7 protein-coding genes and 1 pseudogene are annotated in these 13,107 nt (G+C 57.1%); 3 read left to right on the top strand and 5 right to left on the bottom strand.

The window, feature by feature from the left end; all coding sequences use genetic code 11:
• Positions 1 to 32: 32 nt before the first annotated feature.
• Positions 33 to 2,312 carry an NADP-dependent oxaloacetate-decarboxylating malate dehydrogenase gene (gene maeB, locus ABLV66_RS06990; RefSeq protein WP_015365481.1) on the bottom strand — a complete coding sequence of 760 codons (2,280 nt, stop codon included), beginning with the start codon at positions 2,310 to 2,312 and terminating at the stop codon, positions 33 to 35.
• 293 nt (positions 2,313 to 2,605) lie between these two features.
• On the opposite strand from maeB, the gene tal reads away from it, so the two are divergent.
• Together tal and tkt are read left to right on the top strand one after the other, a co-directional pair.
• Positions 2,606 to 3,574, top strand: a complete 969-nt coding sequence (gene tal, locus ABLV66_RS06985; protein ID WP_045392631.1) for a transaldolase — start codon at positions 2,606 to 2,608, stop codon at positions 3,572 to 3,574.
• A 6-nt stretch (positions 3,575 to 3,580) separates the two neighbouring features.
• A complete protein-coding gene (gene tkt, locus ABLV66_RS06980) occupies positions 3,581 to 5,575 on the top strand; it encodes a transketolase (protein ID WP_213794796.1) in 1,995 nt (664 codons plus the stop codon).
• Here the strand turns inward: tkt and ABLV66_RS06975 are convergent.
• From ABLV66_RS06975 to aegA, 3 genes and pseudogenes are all read right to left on the bottom strand, one after another.
• On the bottom strand, positions 5,565 to 6,611 hold the full coding sequence (locus tag ABLV66_RS06975; RefSeq protein ID WP_213797454.1) for a DUF1176 domain-containing protein: 1,047 nt from the start codon (positions 6,609 to 6,611) through the stop codon (positions 5,565 to 5,567). The two genes, tkt and ABLV66_RS06975, sit on opposite strands and share 11 nt — an antisense overlap.
• A 77-nt stretch (positions 6,612 to 6,688) precedes the next feature.
• Positions 6,689 to 7,286: pseudogene (gene nudK / locus ABLV66_RS06970) on the bottom strand (GDP-mannose pyrophosphatase NudK).
• Between the two features lie 58 nt (positions 7,287 to 7,344).
• A complete protein-coding gene (gene aegA, locus ABLV66_RS06965) occupies positions 7,345 to 9,315 on the bottom strand; it encodes a formate-dependent uric acid utilization protein AegA (protein WP_348876961.1) in 1,971 nt (656 codons plus the stop codon).
• A 383-nt stretch (positions 9,316 to 9,698) separates the two neighbouring features.
• On the opposite strand from aegA, the gene acrD reads away from it, so the two are divergent.
• Positions 9,699 to 12,812: a multidrug efflux RND transporter permease AcrD gene (gene acrD / locus ABLV66_RS06960; RefSeq protein ID WP_047043488.1), complete on the top strand. Its 3,114-nt coding sequence runs from the start codon at positions 9,699 to 9,701 to the stop codon at positions 12,810 to 12,812.
• A gap of 84 nt (positions 12,813 to 12,896) precedes the next feature.
• Here the strand turns inward: acrD and ypfM are convergent, their stop codons facing one another.
• Positions 12,897 to 12,956, bottom strand: a complete 60-nt coding sequence (gene ypfM / locus ABLV66_RS06955) for a protein YpfM (protein ID WP_087867655.1) — start codon at positions 12,954 to 12,956, stop codon at positions 12,897 to 12,899.
• Positions 12,957 to 13,107: the final 151 nt, after the last annotated feature.

Genomic DNA, 13,107 nt, shown 5'->3' with positions numbered 1-13,107 from the left:
GCCCCGGAATACCGGGGCTTAATTTTATGCGTTTACAGCGGCTGGGTCTGCGCTTCCACGACCGCCAGCGCCACCATGTTGACGATACGCCGCACGGAGGCGATAGGCGTCAGAATATGCACCGGCTTAGCGATACCCATCAGTACCGGCCCGACGGTGACCCCTTCCGAACTGGAGACGCGCAGCAGGTTGTAGCTGATACGCGCGGCTTCCATATTCGGCATCACCAGAATATTGGCCGCCCCTTTCAGCGGGCTATCCGGCATACGGTCATTACGGATGCTTTCGACCAGCGCGGCGTCGCCGTGCATTTCGCCGTCAATCATCAGATCCGGCGCGCTCGCTTTCACCAATTCCAGCGTTTTACGCATTTTGCTGGCCGACGGGCAATCGGCGGAACCGAAGTTGGAGTGCGACAGCAGCGCCACGCGCGGTTCGATACCAAAACGACGCACGCTTTCCGCCGCCATCAGGGTGATCTCCGCCAGCTCTTCCGGCGATGGATCGTGATTGACGTAGGTGTCGGCGATAAAGGTGTTACCGCTTGGCAGCAGCAGCGCGTTCATCGCCCCGGCGGTGCTGACGCCGTCGCGGAAGCCAAACAGCGGCTGTACCACGCGATAGTGCTCATGATAATCGCCGATGGTTCCGCAGATCATCGCGTCCGCCTCACCGCGATGAACCATGATCGCGCCAATGACCGAGGTGTTGCTAATTACTGCCCGTTGCGCCTGCTCCTGGGTAATGCCGCGGCGCTTCATCAGCTGATAGTACTCGCTCCAGTACTCTTTAAAGCGCGGATCGGATTCATTATTGACGATTTCAAAGTCCACGCCCGGTTTGATCTGCAGACCCAGTTTCTGGATGCGCATTTCAATCACGCTCGGACGACCGATGAGGATTGGCTTCGCCAGCCCCAGCGATACCAGCTCCTGCGTGGCGTGCAGCACGCGGGTCTCCTCACCTTCCGCCAGCACCACGCGCTTCGGCTCTTTGCGCGCCTGGGAGAAGATCGGCTTCATAAACAGGTTGGTTTTATAAACGAACTCGCTCAGCTTCTCGATGTAGGCATCGAAGTCGGCAATCGGCCGCGTCGCCACGCCGGATTCCATCGCCGCTTTGGCAACCGCTGGCGCGATCTTGACGATCAGGCGCGGATCGAACGGTTTCGGAATAATGTACTCCGGGCCAAAGCTGAGATCCTGGTCGCCATAGGCGGAAGCCACGACTTCGCTCTGTTCGGCATGCGCCAGCTCGGCGATAGCGTGAACCGCCGCCAGCTTCATCTCTTCGTTAATCGCCGTCGCGCCAACATCCAGCGCGCCGCGGAAAATGAACGGGAAGCACAGCACGTTGTTGACCTGGTTTGGATAGTCGGAACGGCCGGTACAAATAATCACATCGTCGCGCACTTCCTTCGCCAACGGCGGCAGGATTTCCGGCTCCGGGTTCGCCAGCGCGAGGATCAGCGGCGAGCGCGCCATTTTCTTGACCATCTCCGGAGTCAGAACTTTCGGCCCGGAGCAGCCGAGGAAAATGTCCGCGCCATCGATGACATCGTCGAGGGTACGTTTCCCGTCGTCTTCCACCGCGTAGGCCGCTTTGGTTTCCGCCATATTGGCTTCGCGATCTTTATAGATAACGCCTTTCGAGTCGCAGACCACGATATTGTGTTTCTGCATTCCCAGCGCCACCAGCAGGTTCATACAGGCGATTGCCGCCGCTCCCGCGCCGGAGACCACCATCCGCACATCGGAGAGATTCTTCTCAACCACCCGCAGACCGTTGAGAATTGCCGCGGTGCTGATAATCGCCGTGCCGTGCTGATCGTCGTGGAACACCGGAATATTCATGCGTTCACGCAGTTTCTGCTCAATATAGAAACATTCCGGCGCTTTAATATCTTCGAGGTTGATGCCGCCAAACGTCGGCTCCAGGGCGGCGACGACATTAATGAATTTGTCAGGATCCAGCTCATCGACTTCAATATCAAACACATCAATGCCGGCGAATTTCTTAAACAGAACGCCCTTTCCTTCCATTACCGGTTTTCCGGCCAGCGCGCCGATATTGCCTAAACCGAGGACGGCGGTACCGTTAGAGACCACCGCAACAAGGTTGCCGCGAGCGGTGTATTTGTAAGCGGCCAAAGGATCCTTCTCAATTTCCAGGCACGGCGCGGCAACGCCCGGCGAATATGCCAGCGCCAGATCGCGTTGGGTCGCCAGGGGTTTGGTCGGCGACACCTGAATTTTCCCGGGCACCGGGAACTCGTGGAAATCGAGGGCGCTTTGTTTCAACTGCTCATCCATTTTATGGTTCCTTTCACGTATCGAATCGTAGGGGGTGAAGCGTGATGGCGAGCCGTCGGCCCGCCTTAAGGCGATGCTTAGTATCGCGCCTGACGGCGGTTTAAACTTTGAAGGCCGCCATACTCTTGCCATCACAAAGGTCTGGTTGTTATCAATTTATAATATTTATGTAACCTAGTTTCACGGTCAATGATAGCCCCGTCTGCTATGCTTTTTAGTTATGTACCTCATCACCATCTCTACCGCATAACGACAAGAACTAATGCAACTTATTGTTCCAGGAGTACTTTTTAATGAATCAGCTAGACAGTATCAAACAATTCACCACCGTGGTCGCCGACAGCGGCGACATTGAATCTATCCGCCACTATCAGCCGGAAGATGCCACCACCAACCCTTCGCTGCTATTAAAGGCTGCCGGATTGGATAACTACGCCGGGCTTATCGATGATGCCCTCGCCTGGGCCGCGAAACAGGGCGGCAACCGCGAGGCGCAGGTCGCTAATGCCTGCGATAAGCTGGCGGTCAATTTCGGCGCGGAAATACTCAAAAGCATTCCAGGGCGCGTCTCTACCGAAGTCGATGCCCGTCTCTCCTTCAATCGTGAAAAAAGTATTGAGAAAGCGCGCCACCTGGTCGCTCTCTATCAGGAAATGGGGATCGATAAGTCGCGGATCCTGATCAAACTGGCCTCCACATGGGAGGGGATCCGCGCCGCGGAGGTGCTGGAAAAAGAAGGGATCCACTGCAACCTGACGCTGTTGTTCTCATTCGCCCAGGCTCGCGCCTGCGCCGAAGCCGGCGTGTTTCTGATTTCGCCCTTCGTCGGGCGTATTTACGACTGGTATCAGGCGCGTCAGCCGTTAGAGCCTTACGTGGTTGATGAAGACCCGGGGGTGAAATCGGTGCGCAATATCTACGACTATTTCAAACTCCATAAGTACAACACCATCGTGATGGGCGCCAGCTTCCGCCGTACCGAACAAATCCTCGCGCTGGTCGGCTGCGACCGCCTCACCATCTCCCCGGCCTTGTTACAAGAGCTGCAGGCCAGCGACGCGCCGGTAATACGTAAACTCATCCCCGCTCATCAGATACTTCCGCGCCCGGTTCCGCTAAGCGAAGCGGAATTCCGCTGGGAGCATAACCAGGATCCGATGGCGGTAGAAAAGCTGGCGGAAGGTATTCGCCAGTTCGCCGTCGATCAACGCAAACTGGAAGATCTGCTAGCAGCCAAACTGTCATCCTTTGTCACGGAGTAAACGACTATGTCCCGAAGAGAGCTTGCTAACGCCATTCGCGCCCTGAGCATGGACGCCGTCCAGAAAGCCAACTCCGGCCACCCCGGCGCTCCGATGGGGATGGCGGATATTGCCGAAGTGCTGTGGAACGATTTTCTCAAGCACAACCCGACAAATCCGCACTGGTACGATCGCGATCGTTTCATTTTGTCTAACGGCCATGCTTCGATGCTGCTGTATAGCCTGCTGCATTTGACCGGCTACGATCTGCCGATGAATGAGCTGAAAAACTTCCGCCAGCTGCATTCGAAAACGCCGGGTCACCCGGAACATGGTTATACCCCCGGCGTGGAAACCACCACCGGGCCGCTCGGCCAGGGGCTGGCTAACGCCGTCGGGATGGCTATAGCCGAACGTACGCTGGCGGCGCAGTTTAACCGTCCCGGCCACGACATCGTCGATCACTACACCTGGGTGTTTATGGGCGATGGCTGTCTGATGGAGGGGATTTCACACGAGGCCAGTTCGCTGGCGGGCACCCTGGGATTAGGCAAGCTGATTGGGTTCTACGATCACAACGGTATCTCTATTGACGGCCACGTTGAAGGCTGGTTCACCGACGATACCGCCGAGCGCTTTCGCGCCTACCACTGGCACGTGATTGGCGATATCGACGGTCACGATCCGCAGGCGGTGAAGCAGGCAATCCAGCAAGCGCAGGCGGTAACAGACAAACCTTCGCTGATTATTTGCCGCACCATAATCGGTTTTGGTTCACCGAATAAAGCCGGTTCCGAAGAGTCGCACGGCGCGGCCTTGGGGGAAAAGGAGGTCGCGCTGGCCCGCGAACAGCTGGGCTGGAAATATCCGCCGTTTGAAATCCCAAAAGAAATTTATCAGGGCTGGGATGCGCGGCCGCGCGGCGAGAAAGCAGAACATGCGTGGAATGAAAAATTCGCCGCTTATCAGCAGCAGTATCCAGAACTGGCGGCTGAGCTCAAACGGCGCATGGAAGGTGAGCTCCCGGCTGACTGGCAAAAAACGGCCCATGACTATGTGGCGAAGCTACAGTCGGAACCGGCGAAAATAGCCAGCCGTAAGGCTTCGCAAAATGCGCTTAACGCCTACGGCCCGGATCTGCCTGAGCTGCTCGGCGGTTCCGCCGACCTGGCGCCCAGTAACCTGACGATCTGGTCCGGCTCGAAGTCGATCAAAGAGGATCAGGCGGGTAATTATATCCACTACGGCGTACGCGAATTCGGTATGACCGCGGTAGCTAACGGCATCGCCCTGCACGGCGGTTTTATTCCCTATACCTCGACCTTCCTGATGTTCGTCGAATACGCGCGTAACGCCGCACGCATGGCGGCGCTGATGAAGGCGCATCAGATTATGGTCTATACCCATGATTCAATCGGCCTTGGCGAAGACGGTCCAACGCACCAGGCGGTAGAGCAGCTGGCAAGCCTGCGCCTGACGCCCAATTTTAGTACCTGGCGGCCGTGCGATCAGGTGGAAACCGCCGTCGCCTGGCAGGCGGCCATCGAGCGCAATGACGGCCCTACCGCGTTAATCCTTTCGCGACAGAATCTGGCGCAAATGGCCCGTACGCCGGAACAGGTGCAGGAAATTGCGCGCGGCGGTTACGTTCTGAAGGATGCGGGCGGCAAGCCGGATCTCATCCTTATCGCCACCGGTTCGGAAGTCGAGATTACTGTTCAGGCGGCGGAGACGCTGCTGGCCAGCGGCGTAAACGTGCGGGTGGTGTCGCTGCCCTCCACCGACGTTTTCGATGCTCAGGATGAGGCCTGGCGCGAGTCGGTGCTGCCTTCCGATGTTAGCGCCCGCGTCGCTATCGAAGCCGGTATCGCCGACTACTGGTATAAATATGTCGGCCTGAAAGGCGCAATTGTTGGTATGACCCGCTACGGGGAATCGGCGCCAGCCGACAAGCTGTTCCCGTTCTTCGGCTTTACCGCTGAACATATTGTCGAAGTCAGCCGCAAAGTGCTTAACGGGTGATCCATAATGTGGGCCAGGCGTCTGGCCCCTGCCAGTTATCGCACTGCGGTTGCTGAGCGTAGCGGGTCAAATTAAACCGCTGGCCGTCATAGCGCCAGCGGGTTTGGATCCCGCAATCGCCCGGCGCGCGGCCTTTATCGAAGGTCACCAGTTCATGACGCTGCTCATCGAAGCTGGCGTTAATCAACTCAATATCGCGCGGCGCATTGCCGGGCGGCTGGAATGGCAGCGCCAGCCGCACCTGACGGGCAAGATGCGGCGTTTTGCGCGACACCAGCCACGCCAGCCAGACGGTGTTATACGCGCCCGCTTCGCAACTGGTCATCAACAGAACTTTCTCATCGGTTAGCGCGGTGACGCGGATTTCCCGGCGGAAAGGATCGAGCGAACAGGGGCTGGCGTTCATCCGCTCATTGCCGTAATCGATAAGCTCATTAAGTTCGTCGCGGCTGAGCGGCGACTGCGCTACTTCCGCTTTACCTACGGTTCGCAACGCTGGTGCCGGCGGTACGCTGAGCGGCGGTTCTTCACCTTTGCCGACCCACGCGGTTTCGCTGCCGACCCGCTTTTGCCGATTATCAATAAATAGCAGCGCGGCCTTCAGGCCCTTTAATGAAATGCTTTGCAGACCGTTTTGCAGGGTAATCTCTTTCCCCTCCTGGGCCTGCTGCAGGAAAGCGTCGATACTGACGCTATCGCCGGTTTTAATCAGCTTATCGGCAATCTGCCAGTGTTTACCGTCAAAATGCAGCGATTTTCCATCTAGCTGCAGCCGCGGGCCGATGGCCGCCAGCGCGGCAACCGGATTACCGACGCCGCCAAGTTCAATGCGCAAAGCGGCATCGGTGGCCGCTCCCGCGCTGCGGCTTAGCGTCATCACCAATCCATGATGCAGCCCGACATTACGCGTGACGCAATAATTTTGATTGTTGCAGGTGACAAGCCAATCTCCAAACAACTGCTGGGCTGGCGCCGCCCACGCCAACGACGTCGGCAGAAAACCGAAAAAAAGCAGTATTAAAACCCGATAAAGCATGAGCGGCACAATCCCGAAGTATGACTGACAGAGTGATTTCTAATTCATCATTATCATCAGCACTGGCGGGGTTTTGCTCAATCAGATTTATCAGAGATCCCGCGACATGAGGCCGGAATTTTGTAGGTATTGCAGCAGGATCACCGCTTTGCCATCCTGGATTTCACCGCTGGCGACCATTTCCAGCGCCCGGACGAACGGCAGTTCCAGCACCTCAATATCTTCATCATCTACGCCGCCGCCCCGGTTAGCGCGCTGCGCCTCGCTGTATTCGGCGATAAAAAAGTGAATCAGTTCGGTCACGCCGCCGGGCGACATATAGAGTTCGAAGACCTTGCGCGCCTCGCCGACCTGATAACCGGTCTCCTCGATCGCTTCCTTGCGGATACACACCTCTGGCGCGTCGTTATCCAGCAGTCCGGCGCAGGTTTCAATCAGCATGCCATCCTGGTTGCCATTCACCCAAGTGGCGACACGGAACTGGCGCACCAGAACCACACTCTGTTTGCCGGGGTTGTAGAGCAGAACCGTGGCGCCATTGCCGCGATCGTACACTTCGCGTTTGTGACGCACGACGCTGCCGTCGCGGCGCGTCAACTCATAGGTCATGTTGCGCAGTACGAAGTAGTTTTCGGAGAGGATTTTATCTTTAATGACGTGGATATTAAGTGACATGCAAACTCCGCAGCGTGAAATAACCCAGTCATACTACGCCGCGGAGCCTGCTTTGTCGTTAGTGCGTCAGTGCGGAAGCGACGCCCAGGTAGTCCATGATCCCCTGCGCGGCATGCCGCCCTTCCGCCATCGCCGTCACCACCAAATCCGCGCCGCGCACCGCGTCGCCGCCGGCGAAGATCTTCTGATTACTGGTCTGGTATCGATAGCGGCTCTCCACGTTCGCCTTGATCCGCCCGCGGCTATCCAGCTGTACCCCCGCGGCTTCCAGCCACGGCATTGAATGCGGGTGGAAACCAAACGCCATAATGACCGCGTCGGCAGGCATCACAAATTCGCTGCCGGGGATCGGCGACGGGCTGCGGCGGCCCTGAGCGTCCGGTTCGCCAAGCTGGGTGCGCAGAAAACGCACGCCGCTGACCCGGCCATCCTCACCGAGCTCAAGGGTGATCGGCTGAACATTGAATTCAAAACTCGCCCCCTCTTCCCGGGCATTTTTGACCTCTTTTTTCGACCCCGGCATATTGGCTTCATCACGACGATAGGCGCAGGTGACCTGCTGCGCGCCGTGGCGCAGCGCGGTACGCACGCAGTCCATCGCCGTATCGCCGCCCCCCAGCACGACCACCTTCAGCCCGGCGGTATCGATATAAGGTTCATCGGCCAGCGCCTCCAGCCCCATCACCTGTTTGGTGTTGGCGATAAGGAACGGCAGCGCCTCATACACGCCCGGCGCCTCCTCGTTAGGCAGATCGGCTTTCATTGAGCGATAGGTACCGGCGCCGACGAAAACCGCGTCATAGTCTGCAAGCAGCTGTACGAGTTTGATATCTTTACCCACCTCGCAGTTCAGTTCAAAGCGGATGCCCATCTGGCTGAAAATCTCGCGCCGACGGGCCAGCAATGATTTATCCAGCTTGAAAGGCGGGATGCCGAACGTCAGCAGGCCGCCGATTTCCGGGTGGCGATCGAACACCACCGGCGCCACGCCGCTACGCGCCAGAAGGTCGGCGCAGGCCAGGCCCGCAGGCCCGGCGCCGATGATGGCAACCTTCCTACCGCTGGCTTTTACCGCCGAAAGGTCCGGGCGCCAGCCGCCAGCCAGCGCCTGGTCGGAGATATAGCGTTCGATATTGCCGATCGTCACCGAGCCGCTCTCATCGCGCAGCGTGCAGGTCCCCTCGCACAGACGATCCTGCGGGCAGACGCGACCGGTGATTTCCGGCAGGCAGTTGGTTTGATGGGAAAGCTCAACGGCGCTGGCGATGTCGCCGGCTTTTACCCGCTCGATCCACTGCGGAATATGGTTATGCAGCGGACAGGTCCACTCGCAGATGCTGCGATCGCCGCATTTCAGACAGCGCTGCGTTTCCCGCTGCGCCTGCGCCGCGCTGAACGGCAAATAGATTTCGCCAAAGTGCTGTTTACGCGCGTCAGCCGCCAGTTTATCCGCCTCGCCGCGGGTGGGCGTGGCCGCCATCTGGCTAGCCTTATCGCCGGCGGTTGACGCTAAAGCGGTCAAAGTCCGATGTTGCCAGGACGCCGCATCCGCACGCGCCGCCCGCAGCCGCCGCGCTTTCGCCATCTCGCTTAACGCGGAATCGGTCGCCAACTGTAACGCCTGCGCCGGACAATTCTGCACGCAGGCTGGCCCGGCTTCGCGACCATGACATAAGTCGCATTTGTGCGCCGTCGCTCTGCCGTTTGGCGTGACGACGATTTGCATCACGCCAAAGGGACAGGCCACCACGCAGGATTTACAGCCGATACATTTTTCTTCCTGCACCAATACGCTGTCTTCCTGCCGGCTAATGGCGCCGTTAGGACAGCTACGCGCGCAGGGCGCGCCTTCACAGTGACGACAGGTTACCGCGTTACGCTGTTTCTGGTTTTTAATCACGGTAATGCGCGGCAAAAAGCGCTGTGGGGTCAAGACATGTTGTTCGCCATTATGCGCCATCACGCAGGCCACTTCGCAGCCCCTGCATCCGATGCATTTGCGACTATCGCTCATAATAAAGTGGTTCATACATCCTTCCGGCTTATCGCTAATAACCCCTCATTTAGTATGACTGTTTATTACCTGACATCATGACCGTGGGACAATGGTCGTTTGCCCAGAAATCGGCTTTTCTCACCAGAATCCGGTTTAGATCAAAAATATTGACCTGAATGAAATTTTGTTTCATTTAGCTGAGCAATAATAAGCGGCTTTGACGGAATGACAGAAAAGACGTGATAAGCGCATATAAATTCAGAGAGGAGCGACAGACGTTTCTTTACGCTCTCATAAAAGACACATGATAAATTACACTATCTCCTTAATTTCTCCACGATTGCCTGCAGGGTTATCTATAAAGTATCACAGGCTGCGAAATAACAAAAAATGTACACAATGAGGTCCTGATTCCGATGGCGAATTTCTTTATCGATCGCCCCATCTTTGCCTGGGTTTTGGCTATTTTATTAGTCCTGACCGGCACGCTGGCAATTTTGTCGCTCCCCGTAGAACAATATCCGGATTTGGCGCCGCCTAACGTCCGAGTGACGGCCAATTATCCCGGCGCTTCGGCGCAAACGCTGGAGAATACCGTCACCCAGGTTATCGAACAGAATATGACCGGCCTTGATAACCTCATGTACATGTCATCGCAGAGTAGCGCCACCGGTCAGGCAACGGTTACCCTGAGCTTTACCGCCGGTACCGACCCGGATGAAGCCGTACAGCAGGTACAAAACCAGCTGCAATCGGCGATGCGTAAACTGCCGCAGGCGGTACAGAATCAGGGGGTCACGGTGCGCAAAACCGGCGACACCAACATTCTCACTCTCGCGTTTGTCTCTACCGACGGCAGCATGGATAAGCAGGATATTGCCGACTACGTCGCCAGTAACGTGCAGGATCCTCTAAGCCGCGTCAACGGCGTCGGCGATATCGACGCCTATGGTTCGCAGTACTCAATGCGTATCTGGCTCGATCCGGCGAAACTCAACAGCTATCAGATGACGGCGAAAGATGTAACTGACGCCATCGAATCGCAGAACGCGCAAATTGCCGTCGGCCAGTTGGGCGGTACGCCATCGGTTGATAACCAGGCGCTGAACGCCACCATCAACTCACAATCGCTGCTACAAACGCCGCAGCAGTTCCGCGATATTACCCTGCGCGTTAATAAGGATGGTTCGGAAGTCACGCTGGGCGACGTCGCCAGCGTCGAAATGGGCGCAGAAAAATATGATTATCTGAGCCGCTATAATCGTCAGGCCGCTTCGGGGCTGGGGATTAAGCTCGCCTCGGGTGCCAACGAAATGGCCACCGCCGAGCGCGTTATCGCCCGTCTTAATGAACTGTCGCAATATTTCCCGCACGGACTGCAGTATAAAGTCGCCTACGAGACCACCTCTTTTGTAAAAGCCTCGATTACCGATGTGGTGAAAACGCTGCTGGAGGCGATTCTGCTGGTGTTCCTGGTCATGTATTTGTTCTTGCAGAACTTCCGCGCGACCCTGATCCCGACCATCGCCGTGCCGGTGGTATTGATGGGCACCTTCGCCGTGCTCTACGCCTGCGGCTACAGTATTAACACCCTGACGATGTTCGCGACGGTGCTGGCTATCGGCCTGCTGGTCGATGACGCCATCGTCGTCGTCGAAAACGTCGAGCGCATTATGAGCGAAGAAGGTCTTTCGCCGCGCGAAGCGACGCGAAAATCGATGAAGCAGATCCAGGGGGCGCTGGTCGGTATCGCCATGGTCCTTTCGGCGGTATTCGTCCCTATGGCCTTCTTCGGCGGCACCACCGGCGCCATTTACCGCCAGTTCTCCATCACCATCGTTTCAGCAATGGTGCTGTCGGTGCTGGTGGCGATGATCCTCACCCCGGCGCTCTGCGCCACGCTGTTAAAACCGATTCAAAAAGGCGAGGAGCATGGTCAAAAAGGGTTCTTCGGCTGGTTTAACCGCACCTTCAACCGCAGCGCCAGCCGCTATGAAACTTTCGTGGGCAAAATTCTCCATCGTTCGCTGCGCTGGATTTTGATTTACGTCCTACTGCTCGGCGGCATGGTGCTGCTGTTCCTGCATCTGCCGACTTCGTTCCTGCCGCTGGAAGACCGCGGTATGTTCACCACCTCGATACAGCTCCCGAGCGGCTCCACCCAACAGCAGACGCTGAAAGTGGTGCAAAAAGCGGAAGATTATTTCCTCAATAACGAGAAGAGTAACGTCGAGTCGGTGTTTGCTACCGTCGGCTCCGGCCCCGGCGGCAACGGCCAGAACGTCGCACGTATGTTTGTCCGCCTGAAAGACTGGGATCAGCGCGACCCAAAAACCGGCTCCTCGTTCGCTATCATTGAGCGCGCGACCAAAGCCTTCAATAAAATTAAAGAAGCGCGCGTGTTTGCCAGCAGCCCACCGGCCATCAGCGGCCTTGGCAGCTCCGCGGGCTTCGATATGGAGCTGGAAGATCACGCCGGCAACGGCCACGAGGCGCTGATGTCGGCGCGCGACAAACTGCTGGAGCTGGCGGCGAACAACGACCAGCTCACCCGCGTACGCCACAACGGCCTGGACGACAGTCCGCAACTACAGGTTGATATCGACCAGCGTAAAGCCCAGGCGCTGGGGGTCTCCATTGATGATATTAACGATACGCTGCAGACCGCCTGGGGTTCGAGCTACGTGAACGACTTTATGGATCGCGGACGCGTGAAGAAGGTCTACGTCCAGGCGGCGGCGAAATATCGCATGCTGCCGGACGATATCAATTTGTGGTATGTGCGTAACAGTAGCGGCACCATGGTACCGTTCTCCGCCTTCGCCACCTCGCGTTGGGAAACGGGTTCGCCGCGCCTCGAACGTTACAATGGCTACTCAGCGGTCGAGATCGTTGGCGAAGCCGCGCCTGGCGTCAGCACCGGTACCGCCATGACCATTATGGAAGAGTTAGCCAAACAGCTCCCGAACGGTTTCGGCCTGGAATGGACGGCGATGTCCTATCAGGAGCGTTTGTCTGGCGCTCAGGCGCCTGCCCTGTACGCCATTTCTCTGCTGGTGGTCTTCCTGTGTCTGGCGGCGCTATATGAAAGCTGGTCGGTACCGTTCTCGGTGATGCTGGTGGTGCCGCTGGGGGTTATCGGCGCGCTGCTGGCGACCTGGATGCGCGGCCTGGAAAACGATGTCTACTTCCAGGTAGGTCTGTTGACGGTCATCGGCCTGTCGGCAAAGAACGCCATCCTGATTGTTGAGTTCGCCAACGAGCTGAACCAGAAAGGCGAAGATCTGCTGACCGCCACCCTATCGGCCTGTCGCCAGCGTCTACGCCCGATACTGATGACCTCACTGGCGTTTATCTTCGGCGTGCTGCCAATGGCCACCAGTACCGGCGCGGGCTCCGGCAGCCAGCACGCTGTTGGTACCGGCGTCATGGGCGGAATGATCTCCGCCACCGTGTTGGCCATCTTCTTTGTACCGCTGTTCTTCGTGTTGGTACGCCGCCGCTTCCCGCTGAAAGAGAGGCCGGAATAAACCGTCAAATAACAGAAAAGGCGACTGTCACAGTCGCCTTTTTCATGGGTTAAACATTGTCTTCAGTACCGACAAAGCCAGATTTTATTTACGCAGCATATCTTCGATAAAATCTTTCCAGTTCCCCAGTTCATGTTCAATCATAATAGCCTCTCTTATTATTATGGCGATTTTAGATAAATTCCCCGCTCAGGAGAAGTTCGTCCGATCTATCGCTCTAATCGCTTTTCTTGTCACCGCAAGCCTTGAATACTCTGGCTTGCGGCTACCATAAGCCGGTTCATGTAAATTTAAT

Source organism: Klebsiella sp. CN_Kp073, assembly GCF_040065495.2.
GTDB lineage: Bacteria > Pseudomonadota > Gammaproteobacteria > Enterobacterales > Enterobacteriaceae > Klebsiella > Klebsiella aerogenes.
Note: the sequence above shows the minus strand (reverse complement) of the source record. Positions and strands in the feature narration are given on the sequence as shown.

Coding starts and splice junctions, on each gene's coding strand:
- maeB (WP_015365481.1), bottom strand. CDS start 2,312: ATGGATGAGCAGTTGAAACAAAGCGCCCTCGATTTCCACGAGTTCCCG.
- tal (WP_045392631.1), top strand. CDS start 2,606: ATGAATCAGCTAGACAGTATCAAACAATTCACCACCGTGGTCGCCGAC.
- tkt (WP_213794796.1), top strand. CDS start 3,581: ATGTCCCGAAGAGAGCTTGCTAACGCCATTCGCGCCCTGAGCATGGAC.
- ABLV66_RS06975 (WP_213797454.1), bottom strand. CDS start 6,611: ATGCTTTATCGGGTTTTAATACTGCTTTTTTTCGGTTTTCTGCCGACG.
- aegA (WP_348876961.1), bottom strand. CDS start 9,315: ATGAACCACTTTATTATGAGCGATAGTCGCAAATGCATCGGATGCAGG.
- acrD (WP_047043488.1), top strand. CDS start 9,699: ATGGCGAATTTCTTTATCGATCGCCCCATCTTTGCCTGGGTTTTGGCT.